Origin of the sequence: Roseibium sp., from assembly GCF_051016195.1 — a bacterium.
Taxonomy (GTDB): Bacteria; Pseudomonadota; Alphaproteobacteria; order Rhizobiales; family Stappiaceae; genus Roseibium.
Map to the genome: position 1 here is coordinate 5,329,884 of NZ_CP134616.1, position 25,882 is coordinate 5,355,765.

The window sequence follows — 25,882 nt, forward strand, 5'->3', positions numbered from 1 at the left end:
ACAGAAGGTTAACCAATGCGACTGCGTTTTGCCCCTGTTTTCTTGAGCCTTGCCCTTGCGCTTATGACGCCGGCAATCACCCCGGCCTATGCAGCAATCAAGGTGATCGTAAATGACGTCCCGATCACCGATTACGATATCAGCCAGCGCGCACGCCTGATCACGCTGACACAGCGCAAGTCTTCATCGGTGGCAAAGCGTCAGGCGCAGCAGGAACTGATCGACGATCAGGTCAAGCTTGCCGAAGCGGACAGGATGGGCATCGAAGTTGGCGAGTCACAGGTCGACAACGCGTTCAACAACATCGCCCGCAACGTGAAGATGTCGCCTTCGCAGCTGTCCAAAGCGCTGCGCAGCGGCGGCGTTCAGCCGGCAACCCTCAAGTCCCGACTGAAAGCGCAGCTTGCCTGGAACCAATTGCTTCAACGCAGGTTCAGCGGCAAGATCGAGGTTGACGAGTCAGACATCATCGCTGCCCTGCAGAAGAAAGACGAGGCTGACCGGCAGAAATCCGTCGAATACGATCTGAAACGCGTAATTGTGGTCGTGCCGAAAAACTCGTCCGGTGGTTTCAAGTCCAAACGCAAACAGGAAAGCAACAAGATCCGCTCGGCTTTCAGCGGTTGTGACGATGCAGGGAGCGTTTTGGGTCAATACAGTGAAGTCGTCGTTCAACCGATCGGTCGACGGCTGGAAACCGAATTGCCCGCCGATATGCGCGACGAGATCAGCGCCATGACCCCGGGTAACCTGACCAAACCATCGACGACGCCGGTCGGCTACGAGATGATCGCCGTATGCGGTAAACGGGAAATTGCGTCAGATATCGGTGTCCGTGCCGAGCTTGAAAACGAGTTGCGCGCCAAGGAAGGCGAAAGCCAATCGCGGAAATATCTGATGGATGTGCGCAGGCGCGCAACAATCATTTACCGCTGATCCAGGATGAGGTCCACGCAAGCGCCCATCGCGGTCAGCATGGGGGAGCCGGCCGGTATCGGTCCTGAACTCTCCCTCCTTGCTTGGTACAACAGGAAGGCGATCAAGCTGCCCTGTTTTTACGTTCGGGGAGACCAGTCCCTGCTTGATGCGCGGGCAAAGAGAATTGGCCTGAAGATCAAAACCGTTTCCTGCTCACCTGAAGATGCGCCGAAGATTTTTCACAAGGGATTGCCCGTCGTGCAGACAGGTGACCCGCTCACCGATACGCCCGGTGTCGAGCAGCAGGCAGCCGCTCACACGGTCGTCCGGTCGATAGAGTGTTGCGTTGAAGACATAAAGGGCGGCCGCGCAGCTGCAATCGTCACCAATCCGATCAACAAGGCGGCTCTTTACAGGACCGGTTTCACATTTCCGGGCCACACGGAATTCCTGGGGGCCCTCTCCCAGAAGCACTGGCCGGACACCGAAGCAAGGCCCGTCATGATGATTGCGGGCCCGGACTTGATGGTTGTCCCCGTCACGATCCACATACCGATCCGAGAGGTTCCCGACGCACTGGACCAGGACCTGATCGTCAAGACCGCTCAGATCGCAGCAAAGGATCTGCAGGCGCGGTTTGGATACACGAACCCACGGATTGCGATCTGCGGTCTGAACCCGCATGCAGGTGAAAGTGGATCCATGGGGAGCGAGGACGAGGACATCATCAAACCGGCAATCGAGACACTCAACGAAATGGGTATTTCCGCAACCGGACCTCACCCTGCGGACACGCTGTTTCACGCATCGGCGAGACGAGAATACGATTGCGTCCTTGGCATGTACCATGATCAGGTTCTGATCCCCGCCAAGACCCTTGGCTTCGACGACAGTGTAAATGTGACGCTTGGATTGCCCTTTGTCAGAACGTCCCCCGATCATGGCACCGCCTACGCCATCGCCGGTACCGGCACGGCCCGCATTGACAGCTTTGCCGCGTCCGTGCGCATGGCCCATGCCCTGTCCAACCCGCATTTGCTGTAGCTGATCCCCGTGGCCCAGATCGACAACCTGCCCCCGCTGCGTGACGTGATCGCGGCACATGGACTGAACGCCAAGAAATCACTTGGCCAGAATTTTCTGCTTGATCTCAACCTGACATCCCGCATCGCGCGGTCGGCAGGAGATCTTGCGGACGCAACGGTGCTGGAAATCGGCCCGGGCCCAGGTGGGCTCACCCGGGCATTGCTGGCCGCCGGTGCGCGGAAAGTTGTCGCGATCGAGAAGGACACAAGGTGCCTGCCCGCCTTGGCGGACATCGCCGGTCACTACCCGGATCGCCTCGAAGTGATCGAAGGCGATGCGCTTGAACTGGTCCCGGTTTCACTGACAGGGACTGGTTCTGTCAGGATCGTTGCGAACTTGCCCTACAACGTTGGAACACAACTGCTCTTGAACTGGATCACGGCACGGGATTGGCCGCCGTTCTGGTCCTCCCTGACGCTAATGTTTCAAAAGGAGGTCGCCGAGCGGATCACCGCGGAACCGGGCTCGAAAGCCTATGGAAGACTGGGCGTCTTGGCGGGCTGGCGATGTCATCGCGGGATTCTTTTCGATATCAGCCCAACGGCCTTTACGCCCCCTCCGAAGGTGACGTCTGCCGTCGTTCACCTGACACCGAAAGCAGATCCCCTGCCCTGTGATCTGAAGTCGCTGGAAAAAGTGACCGCTGCAGCTTTCGGTCAGCGCCGGAAAATGTTGCGTGCCAGTCTCAAACCGCTGTCCCGCGACGCGGAAGGCCTGATCGAAGCCGCGGGAATCAAGCCGACAGCGCGCGCGGAGGAAATCGATATTGGCGGATTTGTCCGCCTCGCAAACACGTTTCCGCCGCCAGCGGGCTAGGTGGTGGACCCGTACCCTGGAGCGTCAGCTTTTGCCGACCAGTTCCGTTTCCAGGTCATCGACCATGCCCTGGATCAAAGGTCCGATCTTTGGCGAGCGGAACTGTTTCAAACGTTCGGCTCTCAAGATGGCACGCACGTTCTCATAGGCACGTTCCAGGTCGTCGTTGACGACAACATAGTCATACTCGGACCAGTGACGCATTTCACCGACAGCCGTCTTCATGCGCTTTGCTATGATTTCGTCGGCATCTTCGGCCCGGCGGAACAGGCGCGATTTCATTTCCGCGATCGACGGCGGCAAAATGAATACCGAAACCACGTCCGAACGCATTTTCTCGTAAAGCTGGAAGGTGCCCTGAATGTCGATGTCGAACAGGATATCGCGCCCGCTTTCTATGGCATCCTCGACAGGGCCACGGGGTGTTGCATAGTAATTTCCGTGAACTTCCGCCCACTCCAGCAGTTCATCATGCTCGCGCATCTGCTCGAAACGCTTGGAGTCCAGAAAACGATAATGAACTCCATCCACTTCACTGGAGCGGCGCGCGCGCGTCGTGACGGAAATGGACAGTTCCAGATTTTCTTCCTTGTCCAGGAGCAATCGGGCGATCGTTGATTTGCCGGCACCTGACGGGGAGGACAGCACCAGCATCAGCCCCCGCCGTTGCTGTTCCGCCTCTTCTGCACTGACGGTGGTTCCTGCAGGTGTCGCGGTCATCGGTGTCACTCCAGGTTCTGTATCTGCTCGCGCATCTGATCGATAACAGCCTTCAGGTCCAGCCCGATCGCCGTCAGATCCACATCGTTGGACTTCGAACACAGTGTATTGGCTTCCCGATTAAATTCCTGTGCAAGAAAATCCAGGCGCCGCCCGATGGCTCCGCCGGTGCCCATCAGGTCCCGCGCGGCGGAAACATGGGCGTGGAGCCGGTCAAGTTCTTCCCGGATGTCGGCCTTTGTCGCCAGAAACACCGCTTCCTGATGCAGCCGCTGCGGGTCGAACTGGCCATCGGAGGCTTCCATCAGGTCAGTGACCTGCTTGCGCAGCCGTTCCCTGATCGCCTCAGGCCGCCTTGCAGGCAGGTCTTCAGCCGCCTGCGTGAGCTGCGAAATCCTGTCAAACTGTCCGCGCACGACGTCGCTGATCGCCTGCCCTTCCGTGTGCCGCATGTCCACAAGATCGATCAATGCCGCGTCAAGCGTTGTCAAAAGAGCGCTGTGCAACGCCGCCTGTGTCTCTTCGTCGTCCTCGGGTTCCTTCAGTTCGAACACGCCTTTTTGGGACAGGATCCCGTCAAGCGAGGGCGGCGCGAGGTCCGGCACACGATCTTTCAGAAGATCGATGGTCGAAAGCACCGCTTCCAGCGCGCTTTCGTTCACCTGCAGAAGCTGCTCTGACTGATCCCGATGCATGGCGAGACCGATGGACACGTTTCCGCGCCTCAGAACCTTGCTGCACCGCTCCCTGATCTGGGGCTCCAGTGCTTCCAGGCCCGTTGGAATACGAATGCGCAGGTCCAGGGATTTTCCGTTGACCGACCTCAGTTCCCAAGTCCAGCGAACCGCCCCGGACTCCCCGATCGATCTTGCAAATCCTGTCATGCTGGCTAGCGCCATATGCCCCCTCCGGACTTGGGACAGACCATCGCGCCCGTCCGACTGCGATCCTGCGTTCAGATCCGGCTAGTTGGACGTCGCAGGCTGCGTGTTCTGCTGTTGCTGTTCGGCTTCCCGGCGCTGCCGTTCGATCTGCCGCCACTTGCGAACGTTTTCCTGGTGCTGCTCGTAGGTTTCGGCGAACACATGCCCGCCGGTGCCGTCGGCAACAAAAAACAGATCCTGGGTCCGGGACGGGTTTGCAACCGCCTCCATGGCGGCCCTTCCCGGGTTACCGATCGGTCCGGGCGGAAGCCCGTCGATCTGGTAGGTATTGTACTCGTTCTGGGCGTTGATCTCGGATTGCTTGATCGCGGAGCGATCCTTGAGCCAGGCCTCGCCACCGTAGAGCCCGTACAGGATTGTCGGGTCGGATTGCAGGCGCATGTTCCTGTTGAGGCGATTGACAAAAACACCCGCAACCCTCGGACGCTCGTCGGCAAGCGCCGTTTCCTTTTCAACGATTGACGCCAAAACGACGAGTTCCTCGGGCGAGGTAACCGGCAGATCGTCCGTGCGCCGCTCCCAGATTTCCGCAAGAAGCCGCTCCTGCGCCTCCTTCATCTGGCCGAGAACCTCTTGCCGCGTTGTGCCTCTGGCAAACGTGTAGGTCTGCGGCAACAAATCGCCTTCGACCGGAACATCGGTGATTTCGCCGACAAGGATGGGATGCTCGCGCACACGCTCCAGGATCTGCGCGGTTGTCCAGCCTTCCGGTATCGTCACCGAATGGGTGACGGCATTGCCCTGTACGAGATCGGTCATGATCTCGTGCATCGACACGCCGGGCGCAAATGCATATTCGCCAGCCTTCAGATCGGTCGCATTCTTGTAGAAGCGGATGCCGAGATTGAAGACCCACTCGTCAAATACGCTGTCGCCGATAACGCCACCACCGGCCAATCTGTTGGTAATGCCCGACAGACCCGACCCCGATGCGATCACGACGGTCGCATCTTCAGTCAAGGGACCCGGCTCCTCGAATTTCGTTTTTCCGAAATAGAGCGCCCCGCCGACGGCGGCCAGACCAAACACGGCAAGCGTGATAATCAGATTGCTCAGGATTACCAGGGGATTGCGCACATGCCTGGAACGCTGCGGCGGTGCAGGCGCTGGCTCAGGCTGCAGGGCTTCGCGTGGGCTTTTTGGCTTTATGCGCATATTGGGTCACACCTCCAAAATTGAGCCCCCGGAATGAATTGAGCTCAAGCGGACCAGTCGTCACAGTCAACTTCTCCGGCCGGACGCTGAGAATCAGTCCCGGCCAGACAGAATTTGAAAGGGTTATGCGGCAACTTTACGGAAGACAAGTGATGCATTTGTTCCGCCAAAGCCGAATGAGTTCGACAAAGCCACATTGATGTCCATTTGTTTCGGGGTATGCGGCACCAAATCGATTTCGGTTTCAACAGAAGGATTGTCGAGATTGATGGTCGGCGGAGCCATGCCGTCCCTGATCGCCAGGATCGAGAAAATCGACTCCACCGCGCCGGCAGCGCCAAGCAGATGCCCGATCGAGGACTTGGTAGACGACATGGTCAGGCCAGCCGCGTTTTGACCGGCAAGCCTGGTCACGGCGCCGAGCTCAATCTCGTCCCCGAGCGGTGTAGAGGTGCCGTGTGCATTGACATAGTCGATGTCCGCAGGCGTGATCCCGGCACGGTTCAGCGCCGCTTCCATACATCTGTAGGCACCATCGCCGTCGGATGAGGGCGCGGTGATGTGATAGGCATCTCCGGAAAGACCGTAGCCGATCACCTCGGCATAGATCGTGGCGCCCCGATTGACCGCATGTTCATATTCTTCGAGAACGACCACGCCGGCGCCTTCGCCCATGACAAAACCGTCGCGGTCCACGTCATAGGGTCGCGACCCTTTATCGGGCGCGTCGTTGAAGCCGGTCGACAAGGCCCTGCAGGCGGCAAATCCCGCGATGGCCAGCCGGCAGACCGGAGACTCCGCTCCACCTGCTACCATGACATCGGCATCGCCGAAGGCAATCAGCCGCGACGCATCACCGATCGCATGCGCACCGGTCGAGCATGCTGTCACGACAGCATGGTTCGGACCTTTCAGACTGTGCCGGATGGAAACGTAGCCGCCGGCGAGATTGATCAGGCGACCGGGGATGAAGAAGGGGCTGACGCGGCGCGGGCCTTTTTCAGCCAGCAGATAAGCACCCTGTTCAATACCCTGCAAACCGCCGATGCCCGAACCGATCAGGACACCGGAGCGCGCCTGCTGTTCGTAGGTCTCTGCCTTGAAGCCCGAGTCTGCCATCGCCTGATCGGCGGCAGCCATGGCGTAGACGATGAAGTCGTCGACCTTGCGCTGTTCCTTGACGTCCATCCAGTCGTCCGGATTGAACGCCCCTTCCTCGCCAGGGTCGCGAGGGATCTGCGCGGCAATCTGGCAAGCCAGATCGTCGACCTTGAAATTCGTGACCTTGTTGGCCCCGCTCTTTCCTTCGAGGATCCCTTTCCAAGTGACATCGACGTTACCGCCAAGCGGCGTCACCATGCCCAACCCAGTTACGACAACTCGCCTCATACACCTGCACTTACGTTGGAAGGGCCAGGCGGAGCTCGCCCCGCCGGCCCAAACTTAAAACCAAATTCAAGTAAGGCCAGCCCTTACTTGTTTGCTTCCAGAAACTTGACCGCGTCACCCACGGTAAGAATGGTCTCGGCAGCCGTGTCGGGAATTTCAACGCCGAACTCTTCCTCGAATGCCATGACCAGCTCGACGGTGTCGAGGCTGTCAGCGCCAAGATCATCGATGAAGCTTGCGCCTTCCACAACCTTGTCAGCGTCAACACCCAGGTGTTCAACAACAATTTTCTTCACCCGATCCGCGATATCGCTCATCTTTCACTTCCTTATTTTTCGTCTATTCATCACTCGCGAAACTGCCTCGGCCCATTGAGTAAAGAGACAGTACCAACTCGCGGTCTTGAAGATGTCTCAGCGTTACTTGGCCGGGAGACCGGGCCCGATAACGCAATTCGTAACAATCGGCGGGTTGGTAACACACTTTGTTGACCATTACCAGCCAGTCCCGACCGCTTTGAAACGGTCCGGATTCTTTTTGCCTGCTCGGCAAAAATCCCTTTTAAATCATAGCCATGCCGCCATTGACGTGGAGAGTCTGGCCGGTCACGTAAGCCGCCTCTTCGCTCGCCAGGTAAAGGACGGCAGAAGCAATCTCGGCAGACGTCCCCAATCGTCCGGCCGGAACGCTTCCAAGAATTGATTCTTTTTGCTTGTCGTTGAGTGCATCGGTCATGGCTGTCTCGATGAATCCGGGCGCCACCGCGTTGACCGTGATGTTGCGGCTCGCCACTTCCCGCGCCAATGACTTGTACATGCCGATCATGCCGGCCTTTGCGGCGGCATAGTTGACCTGGCCCGGATTTCCGGTGACGCCGACGACAGAGGTGATCCCGATGATGCGGCCCGAGCGGCGCTTCATCATGCCCTTGATCGCAGCCCGGCAAAGGCGGAAACCGGAACTCAGGTTGACCTCAAGCACCTGATCCCACTCGTCGTCCTTCATGCGCATGAAGATGTTGTCGCGGGTGATCCCGGCATTGTTCACGAGAATGTCGACCGACCCCATTTTCTCTTCAGCAGCCGGCAGCAAGGCATCGACAGCCTCGCGGTCCGACAGGTTGGCCGGGGTCACATATGCCCGTTCACCCAGTTCGGCCGCGAGCGCCTCCAGCTTTTCCGCGCGTGTGCCCGAGAGAGAGACAGACGCTCCTTGCGCATGCAACATGCGGGCAATGGCTTCGCCGATACCACCCGTCGCACCCGTGACGAGCGCGTTCTTGCCTTCCAAGCTGAACATATGGGGTCCTTCCCTCATCGAATTTCGTTTTTTGACATCACCAAACCACAGCGCTTGGGACAATTGCTATCCGCCGAGCGTTTCCACGAGCGCGTCAATGTCCTCCGGAGTGTTAACAGCGATGCCCGTCGAACCCTTGCTGATCCTGCGGACCATACCCGTCAGCACCTTGCCGGTGCCGACCTCGACAAAGGTCTCAACGCCCTGACCGGCAAGCCAAAGCACGCTCTCACGCCAGCGAACGGTGCCGGTCACCTGCTCGACCAGCCGGGCGCGAATGTCTGCCGGGTCCTTGATCGGCTCGGCCAGTACGTTGGCGATCAGTGGCACGACAGGCGAGTTCACGTCCGCATTTGCGAGTGCCACGGACATAGCGTCAGCAGCCGGCGCCATCAAGGAGCAGTGGAACGGTGCGCTGACCGGCAGCATCACAGCCCGGCGTGCGCCTTTCGCCTTCGCAATCTCGACCGCACGCTCAACGGCAGCCAGATGCCCGGAAACCACGACCTGACCGGGCGCGTTGTCATTGGCGGCCTGGCAGACTTCTCCCTGTGCCGCTTCTTCGGCGATTTCTGCCGCCAGGTCAAAATCCAGTCCGAGCAGCGCCGCCATGGCACCCACGCCAACCGGAACAGCATTCTGCATGGCATCGCCGCGCACGCGCAGGAGCCGGGCTGTGGTAGCGACATCGATGCTGCCTGAAGCCGCAAGCGCGGAATACTCTCCAAGGGAGTGACCCGCGACAAAGGCAACGCTCGACTTCAGGTCAAGCCCTTTTGCTTCCAACACCCGCATCGTGGCAAGGCTGACGGCCATCAGTGCAGGTTGTGCATTCGCCGTGAGCGTGAGTGTTTCCTCAGGACCGTTCCACATGATGTCGGAGAGCTTCTGTCCGAGCGCATCATCCACTTCGTCAAAGACGGCTTTTGCTTCCGGAAAGGTGTCGGTAAGAACCTTGCCCATCCCGACAGTCTGGCTGCCCTGGCCTGGAAAGGTGAAAGCTATGGTCATACGGGATACGCCTCCATGTACGTGCTCGGGTCTGCTTCCTGCTTGAGGCAACGACCATCGGCGATTGGAAGAAAGCGAAGTGTCGCGCCGAACCGGGCGACGTCTAACTTGGCGCGAGGCTATGATACGCTGATGCCCGACCTGTCAAGACCCGGAAGGAGTTCAAATCGAGAATCTCGCCACTTTTGTGCGAATTGCACCGGACAAGCGCTGATTTTTCGTGTTCTCAAGCACTCTACCCTGTTCCGCTGCCGTCAGTCCATCAAGCCATGCGCCGACATCATGGAAGTTAGATAGGCAACGATTTCGCCGTTTGAAGCGATTGCCCTTGCATTTCACCCAGAACAGGGTATAGAGCGCGCTTCATCCGGGCTTTGGCCGGGGGCTGAACGGAAGGGCGTTTGCCAGGACCTTTCAAAAGATCCGACTTCCCGTGTTCCCACTCCCGTAAGATTTCTCGTTCGCCTTTCCGGGTCTACGAGGAGGCTTTGCGCCAATCCCGCGTTGTCAACACGAAGAAAGGCTATATCCATGCCTCTTTATGAGCACGTTTTCCTGGCGCGCCAGGACGTTTCGGCCCAGCAGGTCGAAACGCTCGTCGAACAGTTCAAGGGCCTCATCGAAGGCGCTGGTGGATCTGTCGGCAAAATCGAGACCTGGGGTCTGCGGTCCCTCGCTTACCGCATCAAGAAGAACCGCAAGGCTCACTACACGCTGATGAACATCACGGCGCCGCATGCGGCTGTTGCCGAGATGGAGCGCCAGATGGGCCTCAGCGAAGACGTTCTTCGCTTCATGACCTTCAAGGTCGACGAACTGGACGAAGAACCGTCCGCAATGATGCAGAAGCGTGATCGTGACGACCGCCGTGGCGGTGGCCGTGGCGACCGTGGTGATCGTGGCGACCGCGGTGAACGTTCGGGTGGTGGCCGTCCGCCGCGCCGTGGTGAAGAGGAGTAAGAGACAATGGTTGATATTGCACAGCTTCCAAGCCGCCGTCCCTTCTTCCGCCGCAGGAAGACCTGCCCGTTCTCCGGTTCCAACGCACCGAAGATCGACTACAAGGACATCCGCCTGCTGCAGCGCTACATTTCCGAGCGCGGCAAGATCGTTCCGAGCCGCATCACCGCGGTTTCCGCGAAAAAGCAGCGTGAGCTGGCCCGCGCCATCAAGCGTGCGCGCCTTCTCGGCCTGCTGCCGTTCGTGATCAGCTAAGGCCGCTGAACAGAACCTGCTTCTCCCGGGGCTGCCCGGGAGATCCGTATTGGGACCGCGGAGAAACGGTCTCTAACCGCCACATGGCGGGACAGTAGGAGAAACAAAATGCAAATCATTCTTCTTGAGCGCATCGCCAAGCTCGGACAGATGGGCGACACCGTCCGCGTTCGTGACGGCTATGCCCGCAACTATCTTCTGCCGCAGGGCAAGGCGCTTCGCGCCAACAAGGCCAACCTGGAGCGTTTCGACCGCGAGCGTGCACAACTCGAAGCACGTAACCTGGAACGCAAGAGCGAAGCCGAAGCCGTCGCCTCCAAACTGGACGGTGAAGCGCTGGTCATGATCCGGTCCGCCGGTGAGACAGGCCAGCTCTACGGTTCCGTATCCACGCGCGACATTGCCGAAGGCCTGACCGAGGCCGGCTTCTCTGTTGCCCGCAGCCAGGTTGAACTGCGTACGCCGATCAAAACGATCGGCCTCCACAGCGTTCTGATCCGCCTGCACCCGGAAGTCGAAGTGACCATCAGCGTGAACGTTGCCCGCTCCGAAGACGAAGCGGTACGCCAGGCTGCCGGTGAAGACCTCACGACCCCTGAGCAGGACGTCTTCGAATTCGAGGAAGACGAAGAAGCCGAAGACGGAGACGGAGAAGCTGCGGCTGAAACCGACGGCGAAGGCGAAGCTGCCGAGGAAGCTGCAACGGAAGAAGAAGTCTGAACGGCTTCTGATTCATTCCGGCGAATTTATGAAACGGCGCTGCTTGCAGCGCCGTTTTTTTGTTTTGCCGGCAATCTTTGCGGCACCCGGTAGCACCCCCCTAATCCAACAGGTACAGATTCTCAGGCAAGGCTTTGAAAGCACAGCGGAATTCGTTAACTGTCTGTTAGCGTGTTTAAAAACATAATTGATTTCAATGACTAAGAGCTATCGCCTTGAGTCTTCAAACTGCTTTGGAGTCAAGGCGGATTTGAGTCTATCCCCGCTGATCTGCATAAGCCGGTGGGAAACAGAGACAGCTGTTTTTGAGCCTTGAGACGGCCAGCAAGTGAAGGTATGCCCAATGGACTTGGGTCATCGGGGGTCGGTATGAAGGGCACGCTTAAGAAGGTCGAAACAGAAGAAGACGTTCAACGTCTCGCGCCGCATAATGCAGAAGCTGAAAGACAGCTACTGGGGGCCATCCTGGTGAACAACGAAACCTTTTACCGGGTGTCCGACTTTCTGGAACCGCACCACCTTTTCGTTCCGTCCCACCAGGACATCTACGAGAAAATCGGCCATCTCATCCGTGCCGGCAAGACCGCGTCGCCGATCACGCTGAAAACCTTCTACCCGGCCGACGCGAAAATTGCGGACCTGTCCGCAACGCAGTTCCTGCTGCGCCTGGCCGGTGATGCCGCTTCGATCATCAATGCCGAAGACTACGGGCGCACGATCTACGATCTCGCAATTCGCAGGAACCTGATCAGAATCGGCGAAGACATGGTCAATATCGCGTTCGACGCGCCGATCGATGTGCCCCCGGGGCAACAGATCGACGACGCGGAGCGCAGGCTGTTCGAGCTTGCCGAAACCGGGCGAAGCGAAGGCGGTTTTGTTGCTTTCGGCGACGCCCTCACAGAAACGATCGAAATGGCCCACGCCGCCTACAACCGGGAAGGCGCCCTGTCGGGCATTTCCACCGGGTTGCGTGAACTGGACCGGCTCATGGGCGGCCTGCAGCATTCGGATCTGATCGTTCTTGCGGGACGTCCGGCAATGGGCAAAACCTCGCTTGCCACGAACATCGCCTACAACATCGCCCAGGCCTACAAGGCGGAAGAACAAAAGGACGGTGCAATCAAGACCGTGAATGGCGGCGTTGTCGGATTCTTTTCCCTTGAAATGTCGGCCGAACAGCTGGCAACCCGTATCATTTCCGAACAGGCCGAAATCTCGTCTTCCAAGATCCGCCGCGGTGACATCACGGAAGCTGAGTTCGAGAAACTTGCCGCATGCGCGCAGACCATGCAGTCGGTTCCGCTACACGTCGACCAGACCGGCGGCATCTCCATTGCATCTCTCGTGGCGAAGGCGCGCCGGCTCAAGCGGCAACGCGGACTGGACTTTCTGGTCGTCGACTACATCCAGCTTCTGTCCGGCTCCGCGAAGAACTCCGGCAACCGGGTCCAGGAAATCACGGAAATCACGACCGGCCTCAAAGCGCTCGCAAAAGAGCTGAACGTACCGATCATTGCCCTCTCCCAGCTTTCCCGCCAGGTCGAATCGCGCGACGACAAACGGCCGATGATGTCCGACCTTCGCGAATCCGGATCGATCGAGCAGGACGCGGACGTGGTGCTGTTTGTCTATCGCGAGGAATACTACCTCTCCAAGACCGAGCCTGAGGTCGGGTCGCCGGAATATGCCGCTTGGGAGGCCAAGCACGATGCGGCCAAAGGCAAAGCCGAGGTGATCATCGCAAAGCAGCGTCACGGACCGACAGGAACGGCCAACCTCCACTTCCAGGGCGAATTCACGCGCTTTTCCGATCTTGCGGAAGACGATCATCTGCCGCAGCGCTACGAATAGGTTCGCAGCGCGGGTCCAATGCACCTTCGAGCTGTCGCCAAAAAACACGCCCTGGTAGAAGTTTGCCTATGAATACAACTAACTTAACCACAATTTCGAATTGCACAAAGTAACAATCTTAAACCATCCTTAAGTCCCTTTTCTTACTTTAGGTCAATAATATTAAGTCAGTTGCGCCTCACACCGGGAACGACCCACGTGCTTCCACCGACGCAGAAAATACTCGAGGAGACCAGGATCTTCCCGCGCAAGCGTTGCAAGTGGCCCGGAATCCTGAAATTCGAGAAGTCTCATCAGCCCTGCGTCGTTGAAGACATCAGCGCGGGTGGCTGCCGCATTGCGACCAAGACAAAAGGCCTGAAACGTAACGAGAAAATCGTGCTTGAGGTGGAAAGCAAGATGTTGCGCTTTCACGGCGAGATCCGCTGGATCCGGACGGACGAGGCCGGCATCGAATTTCTGTATCAGGATTGAGCAGCACCAGGGCGTCCTGTGCTGTGAAACATGCGCAAGTTTTGGTCTATTTTACCAGTTTTTGAATTGGAACTTTTCCCGGACGATGGGCTAGACTGGCGCGCGAATCCTCGAGCCGTCCAAAGTGCCGGAGCAGCGCCAGACAGTGTCAGCCCCTCCAGAAAACCGATACCAGTCCGATCTCTATGGCGGCCGGCTTACAATAGACGTCGACGCCGTTTCACGAAACTGGCGCTTTCTGAACGATCGGCTGAACGGAAGAAGTGAATGCGCCGCGGCCATAAAGGCAGATGCCTACGGGACAGGCCAACAGGTGGTTGGACCGGCGCTGTTCGCGGCCGGATGCCGAACGTTCTTTGTCGCCGTGCCGGCCGAGGCGGTCGCGCTCAGGCGGGTCTTGCCGGAGGCGACCATCTACGCTCTGAACGGTCTCCTGCCCGGCACAAGCGGCCCATATCTTGAACACAACATACGGCCGGTGCTCGGCTCTCTTGCCGAGTTGAAGGAGTGGATTGCGATCTGCAAGGCATCCGGCAGGTCCTTCGATGCCGCCGTTCATGTCGACACCGGAATCCACCGTCTTGGCCTCTCTCCGGCGGAGTTTTCCGGCGCACTCGGCGATACCGAAGCGATGGGCCCTTTTGTGCCATCACTCCTGATGAGCCATTTGGCATGCGGTTCAACTCCGGCTCACGAGATGAACAAGCGCCAGCTCGATTTGTTTCGCGAGGTGACGGCTCCCCATGCCCGCATACCGAGATCGCTCGCCAACTCCGCTGGCGTGCTGATGGGGGCGGACTATCATTTCGATATCGTACGGCCCGGCATCTCGCTCTACGGCGGTAAGGCAATCGATGACGAACCCAACCCGATGGCACCTGTTGCCAAGGTTGAGGCACGGATCATGATCGTGCGTGACGTGCCGCAGGGCGACACGATCGGCTATGGCGCGATGCACACGGCCAAACGCCCTCTCAAGAACGCCGTGGTGGCCGCGGGCTACGCCGACGGGATGATCCGCCGTGCCGGCTCAACGGATGAGAGACCCGGCGGTTTCGCCTTGATCTCAGGTCACAAGGCCCCGATCCTCGGACGCATTTCCATGGACATGATCACGCTGGACGTGACTGACATTCCGGACCACCTGCTCGAACGCGGTGCATATGTGGAAATGATGGGGCCGGGTGTTGCAGCGGCGGATCTGGCGGCTTATGCGGACACGATCGACTACGAATACCTGACAAGTCTCGGGCGGCGCTTCGAGCGCGTCTACGCCCCCCTCGCCTGACTGGAGATTGCATGGCCCGGCGGTCCACATCCTTTGTCTGCCAGTCATGTGGCGCAATCACCGCAAAATGGGTCGGCCGCTGCGAGTCCTGCGGTGAATGGAACACGATCGTCGAGGAGCAGTCGGGCGGCGGGATCGGCGGCGGTCCGGCACGCGCCGCACGCAGCAAGGGGCGTGTCGTCCCGCTGGTCGGCCTGTCGGGCGACACCAAGGAAGCACCCCGGATCCAGACAAATGTCGCTGAACTGGACCGGGTCACCGGCGGTGGCTTTGTCCGCGGTTCCGCTTTGCTGGTCGGCGGCGATCCGGGGATCGGGAAATCCACGTTACTGGTTCAGGCGGCCGCACAACTGGCCCATCTCGGCCACAAGACAGTTTATATTTCGGGGGAAGAGGCCATCGGTCAGGTCCGTCTGCGTGCCGAACGCCTCGGCCTGTCGGATGCGCCGGTCGCATTGGCGGCGGAAACCAGTGTCGAGGACATTCTTGCAACGCTGGAGGTGGACAAGCCGCCGGCAATGCTGATCCTCGATTCCGTTCAAACCCTTTGGACCGACCAGGTGGAATCGCCGCCTGGAACGGTGACGCAGGTTCGCGCCTCCGCGCAGGCGATGGTGCGCTATGCGAAGAAAAACGGTACGACCCTCGTGCTCGTTGGCCACGTCACCAAGGACGGCCAGATAGCCGGCCCCAGGGTTGTCGAGCACATGGTCGACGCCGTCCTCTATTTCGAGGGCGACGGGGCGCACCAGTACCGCATCCTGCGGTCGGTCAAGAACCGGTTCGGAGCCACTGACGAAATCGGCGTCTTCGAAATGACGGGAAAGGGCCTTGTGGAGGTCGCCAATCCATCGGCGCTCTTTCTTGGCGACCGAACCACGTCCGCCCCCGGCGCTGCCGTTTTCGCAGGTCTCGAAGGCTCCCGGCCGCTGCTCATCGAAATCCAGGCCCTCGTCGCCCAGTCTACGCTCGGCACTCCGCGCCGGGCTGTCATCGGATGGGACAACGCCCGCCTCTCCATGATCCTGGCCGTGCTCGAAGCGCGCTGCGGTGTCCGCTTTTCGCAGCACGATGTCTACCTGAATGTGGCGGGCGGCCTTAAAATCAACGAACCCGGGGCCGATCTTGCCGTCGCGGCGGCCTTGATATCATCGCTCAGCGGGCTTGCCCTTCCGGCCAATTGCGTCTATTTCGGCGAGGTCAGCTTGTCGGGAGCCATCCGGCCTGTAGCCCAGGCGCAATCAAGGCTCAAGGAAGCGGAAAAACTCGGCTTTGACCAGGCAATATGTCCGGAAGGAAACCTGAAGGACGGTGCAGGGTCGCCGTTCAAGGCAACAGGCCTTGCGGAACTTGGGGACTTTGTTGCCAAACTGTCCGCTGAGGCTGGTGCGTCGGGGGGCACTTGACGCAAAATGCCGGGCGGATCGGGATTGAGATTGAAGCGCATGTGAGCGCCAGACAAAGGGACTTTTCAGGAACATGCCGATAACCATTCTGGACGGACTGCTCTTGGCCATCATGTTCATTTCGGCGGTTCTTGCGATGATCCGCGGTTTTGTCCGGGAAGTTCTGTCGATCGTTTCCTGGGTTGCGGCCGCAGCTGCGGCATTTCTGCTCTACGAGCGGGTCTTGCCCTATGCAAAACAATACATATCTCACGATCTGGTTGCCGCGGGAGCTTCGGCTGCCGCTGTTTTCCTGGTGACGCTCGTCGTTGTCAGCTACATAACCATGCGGATTTCCGATTTCGTCCTGGACAGCCGGATCGGCGCACTCGACCGGACACTCGGTTTCGTGTTCGGCGCCGTGCGCGGCCTGCTTCTGGTCGTCGTGGCGATGATGTTCTTCAACTGGTTCGTGCAACCGGACCAGCAGCCGGAATGGGTACTTGACGCCAAGTCGCGGCCCATTCTGCTTTCGATCGGCGAACGCCTTGTTGCGGTGCTGCCGGAGGATCCGGAGAAGGCGATCCTCGACAGGATCAGGGATGCCGACCTGACAGGCAGCGGCGCCGGAGCGCCGTCCGAAGAGCCGGAATACAGTGACGCTGAACGTCAGGGGCTGGAGCAGCTGACGAGCGACAACAACTGACGCCCGAACAGGCGCATTACGAATTGTGACAGACATGTCCTGCCTTCGCCTTGCCCTGTGCTGGACGACAATGCTGCTTTCGCGCATATAGCGAAGCAATCAACTTCCGGGCTGGTTTCATCGCCAAGCCAACATAAGAAGGAGTGTTCGCCATGGCTGGCGGAACCGAAGTGCATGATCTTATGGACGGCGACACGCTTCGAGAAGAGTGTGGCGTGTTCGGAATTCTCGGACACGAGGATGCCAGCGCGCTGACGGCGCTCGGGTTGCACGCTCTGCAACACCGTGGCCAGGAGGCAGCGGGGATCGTCACATTCGACAATGAGCAGTTCCGGGCCGAGCGCCACCTGGGTCTGGTCGGCGATCACTTTTCGGACGCCGAAACGATCGGCAGGCTGACGGGCCGGGCCGCGATCGGCCATGTCCGGTATTCAACGACCGGCGAAACGATCCTGCGGAACGTGCAGCCGCTCTTCGCCGAACTCGACGGCGGCGGTATCGCGGTCTGTCACAACGGCAACTTCACCAACGCCCTCACCCTGAGACAGCAGCTGATACGCGACGGTGCCATCTGCCAGTCGACGTCGGATTCAGAAGTGGTGCTGCAGCTGGTGGCCCGCTCCCGAAAGGGCAAGATCGTCGAGCGCTTCATTGAAGCGATCATGCAGATGGAGGGTGCTTACTCACTCGTGGCCCTGACCTCCAAGAAACTGATCGGCGCGCGCGACCCGCTTGGGATCCGGCCGCTTGTGCTTGGCGACCTGAACGGCGCACCTATCCTGGCCTCGGAAACCTGTGCCCTCGACATCATCGGTGCGAAATTCATCCGGGAAGTGGAAAACGGCGAAGTCATCGTGTGCACCTCGACGGGTATCCAGTCCTATTTCCCGTTCGGCAAGCAGACGGCCCGGCCCTGCATTTTCGAGTACATTTATTTCTCCCGGCCGGATTCGATCGTCGGTGGCCGGAGTGTCTATGACGTTCGCCGCGAAATGGGCAAACAGCTCGCGCGCGAGACCAGCGTCGAGGCCGACGTGATTGTCCCGGTTCCGGACAGCGGCGTTCCGGCGGCGATCGGGTTCAGCCAGGAGAGCGGCGTTCCGTTCGAACTCGGCATCATCCGCAATCACTATGTCGGCCGGACCTTCATTGAACCGACCCAGCAGATCCGGGCGCTTGGCGTCAAGATGAAGCATTCGGCGAACCGGGCGCAGATCGAGGGCAAGCGCGTCGTGCTCGTCGACGACAGCCTCGTACGCGGCACGACGTCCGTTAAAATCGTCCAGATGATCCGCGAAGCAGGCGCGAGCGAAGTTCATTTCCGCCTCGCCAGCCCGCCGATCCGCTACTCGGATTACTACGGCATCGACACACCGGTTCGCGAAAAGCTTCTTGCGGCAAAATACAGCCTGGAAGAGATGCAGGCCTATATCGGCGCCGACAGCCTGGCGTTCCTCTCCGTCGACGGCATTTACAGGTCGATGGGCTATGACGGGCGCGATGACGCGAACCCACAGTTCACGGACCACTGCTTTACCGGCGACTACCCGACGCCCCTGACGGACCTGTCGGAAGACAACGACTTCGTCAGCGCGCCGCGGCTCGTGGAGGTCGGGTAAGAGACAAGAACATGACGAAAGATCTTGAAGGCCGGATCGCCCTTGTGACCGGCGCCTCCCGCGGTATTGGTTATCACCTTGCAAAGCTTCTCGGGGCGCGAGGTGCGCACGTCATCGCCCTCGCCCGCACCGTCGGCGGACTGGAAGATCTCGACGACGAGATCAAGGCGGCCGGCGGTCAGACGACCCTGGTGCCCGTGGACCTGACGGACTTTGATGCACTCGACCGCCTGGGCGCAGCCATCTTCGAGCGCTGGAAGAAACTCGACATTCTGGTCGGCAATGCCGGCATGCTCGGTGTTCTGTCCCCACTCGGGCATATCAGCCCGAAGGATTTCGAAAAGGTGATGGCGGTGAACGTCACCGCCAACTGGCGTCTGATCAGATCGCTCGACCCTCTCCTGCGGCAGTCCGACGCGGGGCGCGCGCTCTTCCTGACGTCTGTTCAGTCGCAGACCCTCACCGCGTTCTGGGGATTGCAGTCGATCAGCAAGTCCGCGGTCGAAGCGATGGCAAAGACATGGGCGAATGAGAGCCTGCAAACGAACATGAAGATCAACCTGGTCGATCCGGGTCCGACGCGCACGGGGCTGCGCGCCAAAGCGATGCCGGGCGAAACACCGGAAAACCTGCCGACCCCGGCCGAAATTGCCGGGGAAATCGTGGACCTCGTCTCGCCGGACGTTTACCGCACAGGCGGCGTGTTCGACCGTGTCAGCGGCGAGTGGTCCAGCTGAACGGTGCGCTTTGCTCACCCAGGCGTATGTCGCCTGACTGGAACTGCGCTGCAGAGCTTGCAACATTTCTCGGCCTTTGAAACCATGCCGTTGGTTCAATCAACGGTACAGGAGGCCGTGTCATGCAGCTCGGTGCGTTTTCTATCAGCCTGACGGTCAAGGATCTTCAGAAATCGAAGGCGTTTTACGAAGGACTCGGGTTTTCGGATCTGGGCGGCTCGGGATCGGACGAATGGGCCATCCTGAAGAACGGTGACACCGTCATCGGCCTGTTCCAGGGCATGTTCGAGAAAAACATGCTGACGTTCAATCCCGGCTGGGATCAGAGCGCGCAGACACTCGACGAGTTTCAGGATATCCGGGAGTTGCAGAAAGAGCTCAAGGCCAAAGGCTATGCCTTTCAGTCGGAAGCCGATGAAACCACCAGTGGCCCGGCCAGTTTCGTGCTGGTGGACCCGGATGGAAACCCGGTCCTGGTCGACCAGCACGTCTAGACTATCCGTTTGATCTAGTCACCTGAATCTGAAGTTCGACTCATTTTGCAGCGGGCTTTGAACGAACTTCAGATTCAAGAAGGTGACTAGCAAGTCTATGTTTCTAGTGCGGTTTACGAATTTGAAGTTCGCTTCGGAGACTGCAGAAGCAATGATGCGAACTTCAAATTCACCGCACTAGCAGATGGTTATTCAGCCGCTTCGAGCGGCGCGAAGGAGCTGTCCGCGATTTCCTTCAGGTCGCCGTATACGCCTGGCGAACCGACAACAATGCGGGCACCGTGATAAAGCGCATGATTGACGTCCTGATCCATGACAGTGCCACCGGCTTCTCTGATCAGCAGCATGCCGGCCAGGCAATCCCAGGCATTCATGTGGGATTCGACATAGCCGATCAGGCGTCCGGACGCGGTGTAGGCGAGCATCAGGCCGCCTGACGCATTGCGGAAGAACACGCCTCCCTTGGAGACCAGCGCGCCGACGACATTGACGGCATCGGTGATCGCTGTGCGGCCATTGAAGCCGACACCAACCGACCCAACCGCCAGGCTGTCGCTGTCCGACACACGGATTGCCTTGCCATTCAAAAACGCGCCCTGCCCGGCACCCGCGGTGAATGTTTCACCGGCGACCGGATCGTGGATGACGCCGACGATCACCTGCCCCTGATGCACGCAGGCGATGATGACGCACCATTGCGGGATGCCGGTGACGAAGTTCGCGGTGCCGTCAATCGGATCAGTCACCCAGGTGAACCCTGATGCGCCTTCTTCCATGCCGTGTTCTTCGCCCAGAATTCCATCATCGGGATAGGCGGCCGCAAGTTCCTTCCGGATGAGCGTCTCAACATTTCTGTCCGCTTCGGAGACCAGATCCTGGTGTCCCTTCTGGGTAATCGTCAGCGTGTCCAGCTTTCGAAAATATTCCAGACCGAGTTCACCTGCCTTGATCGCAAGGCTTTCGGCAAATGCAAGTCGTTCGGAAATCATCAAAAAGCTCCTTCATTATCTCTTTCGAGCAAAGCCGGAAAAACACACTCATTGCAGCGGACGGTCCGACAAACCGGCTGCTACTGTATCTTTCGTTTCTTCTTGGGGGCGTAGGGGTTTTCACCCTTGCGATAGACAAGACGGACAGGCGTGCCCTTGATGTCGAAAGCTTCCCGCATTGAGTTGACCAGATAGCGGGTGTAGCTTTCAGGCAGCTGTTCGGGGCGCGAACAGAAAACTACGAAATGCGGCGGCCGGGTCTTCGGCTGCGTCATGTAGCGCAAGCGAATGCGCCGTCCGGCGACCGCCGGAGGCGGGTGATTTGCCGTGACCCTGTCGAGCCAGCGGTTCAGCTTGGCCGTCGAAACATGTGCATTCCAGGCCTCGTATGCCTTGAAAACGGTCTCCACGAGGCGCTCGATGCCCTGCCCCTGAATGCCGGAAAGCGTGACGATCTGGACGCCCCTGATCTGGTTGAAGTACCGTTCATTCGCGTCGCGGATCTTTCTCCAAGCCGCTTCGCGATCCTCGATTAGATCCCACTTGTTGATCGCGATCACCAGCGCGCGCCCTTCACGCGCCACCAGATCGATGATCTGCAAGTCCTGCTTTTCAAAAGACATCGTGGCGTCGAGCGTGACCACAACCACTTCGGCAAACTTGATCGCACGCAGCGCGTCGGCGACGGAGAGCTTCTCGAGTTTTTCCTGAACGCGCGCCTTCCTGCGGATCCCGGCAGTGTCGAACAGCTTGATGTGCCGTTCGCGCCAGGTCCAGTCCACGGATATGGAGTCCCGCGTGATGCCTGCCTCCGGCCCGGTCAGCATCCGGTCCTCGCCGAGCATCTTGTTGATCAGCGTCGACTTGCCCGCATTGGGCCTGCCGACGATGGCGACGCGAAGCGGTCGCTCCGCCGTCCCGACCGGATCTTCTTCATCAATCAGCTCGCCGTCTTCGTTCACGTCGACATTGGTGATCGCTTCCTCGCGGCGCGCCTCTTCCTCTTCGGTTACCCGGTCCACATGCGGTTTCAGCGCATCATAAAGATCAGCCAGGCCTTCGCCGTGCTCAGCCGAAATTGCAATCGGCTCGCCAAGGCCCAGGGAATAGGATTCGTAAAGTCCGCTTTCTCCGGCACGCCCCTCGGCCTTGTTTGCCAAAAGGATCACCGGACGCGTGGTTTTCCGCGCGACGTCCGCGAAATGCGCATCCAGTGGAGTTACCCCGGCGCGCGCATCTATCAGGAACAGAACAGCGTCGGCGGTGTCGATCGCCTCTTCCGTCTGCCGGCGCATGCGCCCTTCAAGACTGGATCTGTCCGCTTCCTCGAGCCCGGCCGTATCTATGATCGTAAAGCGAAGGTCGCCCAGGCGCGCGTCGCCGGGACGACGGTCCCGGGTGACGCCCGGCGTGTCGTCAACCAGCGCCAGCCGCTTGCCGACCAGACGATTGAACAAGGTGGACTTGCCGACATTCGGCCGTCCGACAATGGCGACAGTTGCGCCCACAGCAGTTTCTCCTGACAGGCGGGCAGATGCAGGTCCCAACCCCAAAGCCGCGCCAAAACGCGATTTGTCCGCAAGACCGCGGACAAATCGCTCTTTATTCGAATCCTGATCACCGGTTTCCATCGCAACGAGGCAACGGGAACAGCGCCAATCTAGTTAAATGCGGTGACCCCGTCGTTGCCGCTCAGGACGATGATCCGGCCGCCGGCGACGATCGGCGTCACATAGACATCGGCATTCGTGCGCTGCGACGTCATGATGTTTCCGGTCGTTGCATCCACGATCGCAATCTGCCCGTCACTGGAAAACGCGACCAGGGCACCGTTTGCCAGAATGGGCCCGGCCCAATTGCGCCGGCGCTTCTTCTTTTCCGGGCGCGGCAGGGATGTTGCCCACAACGTCTCGCCGTTTTTCAGGTCAAGCGCCACCATGCGGTCGTCGAGATCCACCATGAACATGGCACTACCCGACACAACAGGCGTGTGTACGCTGCCGAGATCCTGTTCCCAGCGCCGCAACCCGGTCCTGGCATCGACTGCGACCGTTCTGCCGGCAACCCCGGTTGCATAAACCATGTTGTCTGCAACGACCGGGCTGGCGGAGACATCGGCAAGGCCCGACAAAGCCAGGGTTCTGAACCCGCGGGAGACGCTGTCAATCCATTCCGCCTCACCGGACTTGATGTCAATGGCCATGATTTCGCCCGAGGAGAAGGGAACGATCACGCGGTTGCCGGAAATCGCCGGATTTGCAACCGACAGCAAGCCTGCGGTTTCCTCAATGCCCGCATAAGTCCAGGCAATCGCCCCGTCGGACTGCGAAAGGGCGTAGACTTCGTTGGACTGCGACACCACGAAAACATGTCCAGCCCCGGCAACCGGAGCACCACGCGCAGGCGTGTCCAGATCGGCGGTCCACAATACCTGTCCGGAGCCGGCGTCAAGTGCAATCAGCTGCCGGTAGCTTGTCGCCGCGTAGACCACGCCATCGGCAACGGTAACGCCACCGCCTGGCCCGACATCCCGCTCGCCTTCCGGCCGCAGGTTCTGGGTCCAGACGCGCCCGCCACCGGTCGACAGCGCGACAACCTCGCCATTGGGTTTGTATATGTAGATCTTGCTGCCGTCGCTCACCGGCCGCGCGGACAGTCTCAGGGCGGAAGACGTCAGTCCGCGCCCGGAAGTTCCGACGTTGGAGCGCCATGACTGGCTGCCGGAGACGGACACGGCAACATTTCCCGGATCGTTGGTCAGCCCGCCACCGCTGGTCGTCCATGTCTGCCCGCCCGTTGCCGGGCCGACATTGGCGGTCTGGCCAAGTGCCCTGGCAGCGGGATCAGCACCATCAAAGACGGGTTGGCGCTCGCCGGGCAGGATCTTTTCACGCGAAAACGGATTGATGGAATCGCCAAACTCGCTCACCGATCCGCAACCGGTCAATGCCAGCGAAAGTGCGAATATTCCCAGCAGCGTATGCCTGCCGCCAAAGCCTGCTGCAAAAATCACTGGTCGCTTCCCTCACCGGACGTTGCACTGCCGTCATTTGCGCGGATCACCTCGCCGAGCAGCGATGCTCTCCGGCTAACGTCAACCGGTGTTTCCGGATCATCTTCCAGCGCTGTAATCCAACGGCTGGCGGTTTCAAAGTCGCCGTTTTTCCAGGCACTCAGTGCAAGCAGCTCGCGCGCGGCTGCCCGGAACGGACCGGTGTCCCCGGTCAGGCCTTCAACCCGATCCGCCACCGCAGTGTAGTCTTCCGTATCAACGGCGATATAGCCGGCACGCAGCGCTGCCACATTCCGCATCGCTTCCATGAGCGCATTGTCGCGTGAAAGAGCATCGAACGCATCAAGCGCTTCCTGTGACTCGCCGGAATTGGCGAGATCCGTGGCACTGCGGAACTTTGCAAGTGCAGGATATCCGCCGACCGAACTCTCCAGTTCACTGTAGATTTCAGCTGCTTCCTGAAACTGCTGCTGCTCGGACAGCGCAACAGCGTCGAAGAATTTATCCCCGGCATTCTGCGACTGCGTTTCCTCGTACCCCAGCCAGAAACGATACCCGGCCGTACCGACGACAATCAGCACCGCGAAGCCGATAATCCACATACCGAACTTGTTCCAAAGCCGGCGGTATTTCTCCTGGCGGATGTCCTCATCGACCTCACGAAAAATATCAGACATGCGTGTCTATTTCCTGCATTGATCTCAGCGGCCCGTTCGCGTGCTGAGCTACCACCCTGTTTCGAGTGGCGCACATTATCCATTTGATCCGTCTTGGGCAATTCCCTGCACGGGCTTTAAGCCCCCCTTCGTGGCGCAAGTGGGGCAATCTGTCCGGAAATGACAAAATCCCGAGGGATTTTTCGCGCCCGCGCTTAGGCGACGGGAACGCCGATCAGCAGGACGTGCAGCTTCCACACGAAAAGCCCGTACAAAACCAACCCGATGAGAATCACCCAGACATCGGAGTACCGGCCCGGTTCTGCTCCAGCAGCCGGTCCCTGGCTCGCAAGAGGGCCTCGGCGCTTGACGGAAATGCGATCAAGCACCGCCCAAAGAAAAAACCCGCCAAAGAGCAAAACCGAAGCCAGATCCCCGTTCGCCAGAAGGTGCGACAGCGCCCAAAGCTTCACGGCGACAAGCATGGGGTGCTTGAGAACCTTTTTTATCTTGCATGGGATGTAGGCCGCGACCAGGAAAATAAAAACCGGCACCATGAGCAGCATTGTCACGTGGCTGAGCCAGACCGGCGGGTCGTAGAGGATGGGCGCTCCGTCAAAACGGGCTTCGCCGTATCCATAGATCGTCAGCGCCAAACCCGCGAAGGATACGAGACTGAAAAGGCCCTTGTAACCATTTTCGCCCAGTTTCTCGACCAGGCCGCCGCGAAATGCCGGCAACATCGGCACCGCATGAATTCCCAGAAACAACACCAAACCGGCCACAAGCAGAGCCATGCCGTTCTCCCTCAATTTCCCCGCAAACTGCCGACTGGCGCCGCGTGTGCTGACGGACCATAGGAGGCGTTGGCCCGGGCTGCAACATGATCGCGCGTGCGTGCATACCTTTCCAAATCAAGGAGGGCGGAGCGGCAGCGTGCGGAAAATAACCGGCTCCTTATGCGTTCAAATTGCCTTCAACGCGCAGGTGCTGCAGGTTCCACGCAGTTCGATCGTCATCCGGGAAAGGCTGAATTGCTGCGCTTTCGTCCATTCGCCCAGCACCTTGAGCGCCTCGTCCGGCGTGAACTCGATGACATCGCCGCACTGTTCGCAAATGGCAAACGCCGCCGCCCCGTGCGCTGAACACCCCGTGTGAGCGCAAGCGACAAACGCATTCAGGCTTTCCAGCCGATGCACCATGCCGTATTCGACCAGCTTGTCGAGCGCCCGGTAGACCTGAAGCGGTGCCCGGAACCCGTCTTCGCGAAGCAGATCCAGGATCGCATAGGCCGTCAGCGGCCCGCCGGCTTCAGAGAGCGAACCGAAAACCAGTGACTGGTTTTTCGTCAATTCTGGATGCGCATGAGCGGACACGGACGGTCTCCTGATTTC

General features: G+C 59.5%; 27 protein-coding genes. 14 read left to right on the plus strand and 13 right to left on the minus strand.

Annotated features, from left to right (window positions below; translation table 11 throughout):
* Positions 1-15: 15 nt before the first annotated feature.
* Genes RDA78_RS24235 through rsmA form a run of 3 tightly spaced genes read left to right on the plus strand, consistent with a single transcriptional unit; the run spans position 16 to position 2,820 of the window.
* The gene (locus RDA78_RS24235; protein ID WP_434052328.1) at positions 16-936 is read left to right on the plus strand and encodes a SurA N-terminal domain-containing protein; all 921 of its coding nucleotides are present in this window, start codon (positions 16-18) and stop codon (positions 934-936) included.
* A 6-nt stretch (positions 937-942) separates the two neighbouring features.
* A complete protein-coding gene (gene pdxA, locus RDA78_RS24240) occupies positions 943-1,962 on the plus strand; it encodes a 4-hydroxythreonine-4-phosphate dehydrogenase PdxA (RefSeq protein ID WP_434052329.1) in 1,020 nt (339 codons plus the stop codon).
* 9 nt (positions 1,963-1,971) lie between these two features.
* Complete coding sequence (gene rsmA / locus RDA78_RS24245) at positions 1,972-2,820, plus strand: 16S rRNA (adenine(1518)-N(6)/adenine(1519)-N(6))-dimethyltransferase RsmA (protein ID WP_434052330.1); 849 nt, start codon at positions 1,972-1,974, stop codon at positions 2,818-2,820.
* Positions 2,821-2,844: 24 nt separating this feature from the next.
* Here rsmA and gmk read toward each other — a convergent pair whose 3' ends face one another.
* The 7 genes from gmk to fabD all read right to left on the minus strand — a co-directional run bounded on the left by gmk (position 2,845) and on the right by fabD (position 9,338).
* Positions 2,845-3,540, minus strand: coding sequence for a guanylate kinase (gene gmk, locus RDA78_RS24250; RefSeq protein ID WP_434052331.1), 696 nt, complete (start codon positions 3,538-3,540; stop codon positions 2,845-2,847).
* Between the two features lie 5 nt (positions 3,541-3,545).
* Complete coding sequence (locus tag RDA78_RS24255) at positions 3,546-4,439, minus strand: YicC/YloC family endoribonuclease (protein ID WP_434052332.1); 894 nt, start codon at positions 4,437-4,439, stop codon at positions 3,546-3,548.
* A 66-nt stretch (positions 4,440-4,505) separates the two neighbouring features.
* Complete coding sequence (gene mltG / locus RDA78_RS24260; protein WP_434052333.1) at positions 4,506-5,639, minus strand: endolytic transglycosylase MltG; 1,134 nt, start codon at positions 5,637-5,639, stop codon at positions 4,506-4,508.
* A 123-nt stretch (positions 5,640-5,762) separates the two neighbouring features.
* On the minus strand, positions 5,763-7,028 hold the full coding sequence (gene fabF / locus RDA78_RS24265) for a beta-ketoacyl-ACP synthase II (protein WP_434052334.1): 1,266 nt from the start codon (positions 7,026-7,028) through the stop codon (positions 5,763-5,765).
* Between the two features lie 83 nt (positions 7,029-7,111).
* The gene (locus RDA78_RS24270; RefSeq protein WP_006931822.1) at positions 7,112-7,345 is read right to left on the minus strand and encodes an acyl carrier protein; all 234 of its coding nucleotides are present in this window, start codon (positions 7,343-7,345) and stop codon (positions 7,112-7,114) included.
* Between the two features lie 244 nt (positions 7,346-7,589).
* The gene (gene fabG / locus RDA78_RS24275) at positions 7,590-8,327 is read right to left on the minus strand and encodes a 3-oxoacyl-[acyl-carrier-protein] reductase (protein ID WP_434052335.1); all 738 of its coding nucleotides are present in this window, start codon (positions 8,325-8,327) and stop codon (positions 7,590-7,592) included.
* 66 nt (positions 8,328-8,393) lie between these two features.
* Positions 8,394-9,338, minus strand: coding sequence for an ACP S-malonyltransferase (gene fabD / locus RDA78_RS24280; RefSeq protein WP_434052336.1), 945 nt, complete (start codon positions 9,336-9,338; stop codon positions 8,394-8,396).
* Positions 9,339-9,869: 531 nt separating this feature from the next.
* On the opposite strand from fabD, the gene rpsF reads away from it, so the two are divergent.
* From rpsF to RDA78_RS24335, 11 genes are all read left to right on the plus strand, one after another.
* Positions 9,870-10,298, plus strand: coding sequence for a 30S ribosomal protein S6 (rpsF, locus tag RDA78_RS24285; protein ID WP_434052337.1), 429 nt, complete (start codon positions 9,870-9,872; stop codon positions 10,296-10,298).
* A gap of 6 nt (positions 10,299-10,304) precedes the next feature.
* Positions 10,305-10,553 (plus strand): 30S ribosomal protein S18, encoded by a 249-nt coding sequence (gene rpsR / locus RDA78_RS24290; RefSeq protein WP_029066450.1) that lies wholly within the window; start codon positions 10,305-10,307, stop codon positions 10,551-10,553.
* Positions 10,554-10,661: 108 nt separating this feature from the next.
* Complete coding sequence (gene rplI, locus RDA78_RS24295) at positions 10,662-11,273, plus strand: 50S ribosomal protein L9 (protein ID WP_434052338.1); 612 nt, start codon at positions 10,662-10,664, stop codon at positions 11,271-11,273.
* Positions 11,274-11,642: 369 nt separating this feature from the next.
* Positions 11,643-13,127 (plus strand): replicative DNA helicase, encoded by a 1,485-nt coding sequence (locus RDA78_RS24300; protein ID WP_434052339.1) that lies wholly within the window; start codon positions 11,643-11,645, stop codon positions 13,125-13,127.
* A gap of 198 nt (positions 13,128-13,325) precedes the next feature.
* A complete protein-coding gene (locus RDA78_RS24305) occupies positions 13,326-13,601 on the plus strand; it encodes a PilZ domain-containing protein (RefSeq protein ID WP_434052340.1) in 276 nt (91 codons plus the stop codon).
* Positions 13,602-13,746: 145 nt separating this feature from the next.
* Positions 13,747-14,889, plus strand: a complete 1,143-nt coding sequence (alr, locus tag RDA78_RS24310) for an alanine racemase (RefSeq protein ID WP_434052341.1) — start codon at positions 13,747-13,749, stop codon at positions 14,887-14,889.
* Between the two features lie 11 nt (positions 14,890-14,900).
* Complete coding sequence (gene radA / locus RDA78_RS24315) at positions 14,901-16,295, plus strand: DNA repair protein RadA (RefSeq protein WP_434052342.1); 1,395 nt, start codon at positions 14,901-14,903, stop codon at positions 16,293-16,295.
* 73 nt (positions 16,296-16,368) lie between these two features.
* Positions 16,369-16,980, plus strand: coding sequence for a CvpA family protein (locus tag RDA78_RS24320; protein ID WP_434052343.1), 612 nt, complete (start codon positions 16,369-16,371; stop codon positions 16,978-16,980).
* Between the two features lie 152 nt (positions 16,981-17,132).
* Positions 17,133-18,599, plus strand: coding sequence for an amidophosphoribosyltransferase (gene purF / locus RDA78_RS24325; protein WP_434052344.1), 1,467 nt, complete (start codon positions 17,133-17,135; stop codon positions 18,597-18,599).
* A gap of 11 nt (positions 18,600-18,610) precedes the next feature.
* Entirely contained in the window at positions 18,611-19,336 is a 726-nt protein-coding gene (locus tag RDA78_RS24330) for an SDR family NAD(P)-dependent oxidoreductase (RefSeq protein WP_434052345.1), read from the plus strand.
* A gap of 122 nt (positions 19,337-19,458) precedes the next feature.
* The gene (locus RDA78_RS24335; protein WP_434052346.1) at positions 19,459-19,830 is read left to right on the plus strand and encodes a VOC family protein; all 372 of its coding nucleotides are present in this window, start codon (positions 19,459-19,461) and stop codon (positions 19,828-19,830) included.
* Between the two features lie 188 nt (positions 19,831-20,018).
* On the opposite strand, the gene RDA78_RS24340 is transcribed toward RDA78_RS24335, so the two are convergent.
* The 6 genes from RDA78_RS24340 to RDA78_RS24365 all read right to left on the minus strand — a co-directional run bounded on the left by RDA78_RS24340 (position 20,019) and on the right by RDA78_RS24365 (position 25,864).
* Positions 20,019-20,819: an inositol monophosphatase family protein gene (locus RDA78_RS24340; RefSeq protein WP_434052347.1), complete on the minus strand. Its 801-nt coding sequence runs from the start codon at positions 20,817-20,819 to the stop codon at positions 20,019-20,021.
* 80 nt (positions 20,820-20,899) lie between these two features.
* Positions 20,900-22,327: a ribosome biogenesis GTPase Der gene (der, locus tag RDA78_RS24345; protein WP_434052348.1), complete on the minus strand. Its 1,428-nt coding sequence runs from the start codon at positions 22,325-22,327 to the stop codon at positions 20,900-20,902.
* 152 nt (positions 22,328-22,479) lie between these two features.
* Positions 22,480-23,832 carry a PQQ-binding-like beta-propeller repeat protein gene (locus tag RDA78_RS24350; RefSeq protein ID WP_434052349.1) on the minus strand — a complete coding sequence of 451 codons (1,353 nt, stop codon included), beginning with the start codon at positions 23,830-23,832 and terminating at the stop codon, positions 22,480-22,482.
* Positions 23,829-24,509, minus strand: a complete 681-nt coding sequence (locus RDA78_RS24355) for a tetratricopeptide repeat protein (RefSeq protein WP_434052350.1) — start codon at positions 24,507-24,509, stop codon at positions 23,829-23,831. Before RDA78_RS24355 ends, RDA78_RS24350 begins: the two co-directional genes overlap by 4 nt.
* 194 nt (positions 24,510-24,703) lie before the next feature.
* On the minus strand, positions 24,704-25,285 hold the full coding sequence (locus tag RDA78_RS24360) for an NnrU family protein (protein WP_434052351.1): 582 nt from the start codon (positions 25,283-25,285) through the stop codon (positions 24,704-24,706).
* Positions 25,286-25,453: 168 nt separating this feature from the next.
* A complete protein-coding gene (locus RDA78_RS24365) occupies positions 25,454-25,864 on the minus strand; it encodes a Fur family transcriptional regulator (protein ID WP_434052352.1) in 411 nt (136 codons plus the stop codon).
* Between the last annotated feature and the right edge of the window lie 18 nt (positions 25,865-25,882).

Excerpts from the sequence above, each read along its gene's own strand:
- fabG (WP_434052335.1), bottom strand. The coding sequence starts at position 8,327 with ATGTTCAGCTTGGAAGGCAAGAACGCGCTCGTCACGGGTGCGACGGGT.
- rpsR (WP_029066450.1), top strand. The coding sequence starts at position 10,305 with ATGGTTGATATTGCACAGCTTCCAAGCCGCCGTCCCTTCTTCCGCCGC.
- RDA78_RS24330 (WP_434052345.1), top strand. The coding sequence starts at position 18,611 with ATGACGAAAGATCTTGAAGGCCGGATCGCCCTTGTGACCGGCGCCTCC.
- RDA78_RS24270 (WP_006931822.1), bottom strand. The coding sequence starts at position 7,345 with ATGAGCGATATCGCGGATCGGGTGAAGAAAATTGTTGTTGAACACCTG.
- gmk (WP_434052331.1), bottom strand. The coding sequence starts at position 3,540 with ATGACCGCGACACCTGCAGGAACCACCGTCAGTGCAGAAGAGGCGGAA.
- mltG (WP_434052333.1), bottom strand. The coding sequence starts at position 5,639 with ATGCGCATAAAGCCAAAAAGCCCACGCGAAGCCCTGCAGCCTGAGCCA.
- RDA78_RS24340 (WP_434052347.1), bottom strand. The coding sequence starts at position 20,819 with ATGATTTCCGAACGACTTGCATTTGCCGAAAGCCTTGCGATCAAGGCA.
- RDA78_RS24300 (WP_434052339.1), top strand. The coding sequence starts at position 11,643 with ATGAAGGGCACGCTTAAGAAGGTCGAAACAGAAGAAGACGTTCAACGT.
- RDA78_RS24235 (WP_434052328.1), top strand. The coding sequence starts at position 16 with ATGCGACTGCGTTTTGCCCCTGTTTTCTTGAGCCTTGCCCTTGCGCTT.
- RDA78_RS24355 (WP_434052350.1), bottom strand. The coding sequence starts at position 24,509 with ATGTCTGATATTTTTCGTGAGGTCGATGAGGACATCCGCCAGGAGAAA.
- purF (WP_434052344.1), top strand. The coding sequence starts at position 17,133 with ATGGCTGGCGGAACCGAAGTGCATGATCTTATGGACGGCGACACGCTT.
- rpsF (WP_434052337.1), top strand. The coding sequence starts at position 9,870 with ATGCCTCTTTATGAGCACGTTTTCCTGGCGCGCCAGGACGTTTCGGCC.
- RDA78_RS24255 (WP_434052332.1), bottom strand. The coding sequence starts at position 4,439 with ATGGCGCTAGCCAGCATGACAGGATTTGCAAGATCGATCGGGGAGTCC.
- RDA78_RS24360 (WP_434052351.1), bottom strand. The coding sequence starts at position 25,285 with ATGGCTCTGCTTGTGGCCGGTTTGGTGTTGTTTCTGGGAATTCATGCG.
- RDA78_RS24335 (WP_434052346.1), top strand. The coding sequence starts at position 19,459 with ATGCAGCTCGGTGCGTTTTCTATCAGCCTGACGGTCAAGGATCTTCAG.
- pdxA (WP_434052329.1), top strand. The coding sequence starts at position 943 with ATGAGGTCCACGCAAGCGCCCATCGCGGTCAGCATGGGGGAGCCGGCC.
- fabD (WP_434052336.1), bottom strand. The coding sequence starts at position 9,338 with ATGACCATAGCTTTCACCTTTCCAGGCCAGGGCAGCCAGACTGTCGGG.
- rplI (WP_434052338.1), top strand. The coding sequence starts at position 10,662 with ATGCAAATCATTCTTCTTGAGCGCATCGCCAAGCTCGGACAGATGGGC.
- radA (WP_434052342.1), top strand. The coding sequence starts at position 14,901 with ATGGCCCGGCGGTCCACATCCTTTGTCTGCCAGTCATGTGGCGCAATC.
- RDA78_RS24320 (WP_434052343.1), top strand. The coding sequence starts at position 16,369 with ATGCCGATAACCATTCTGGACGGACTGCTCTTGGCCATCATGTTCATT.
- fabF (WP_434052334.1), bottom strand. The coding sequence starts at position 7,028 with ATGAGGCGAGTTGTCGTAACTGGGTTGGGCATGGTGACGCCGCTTGGC.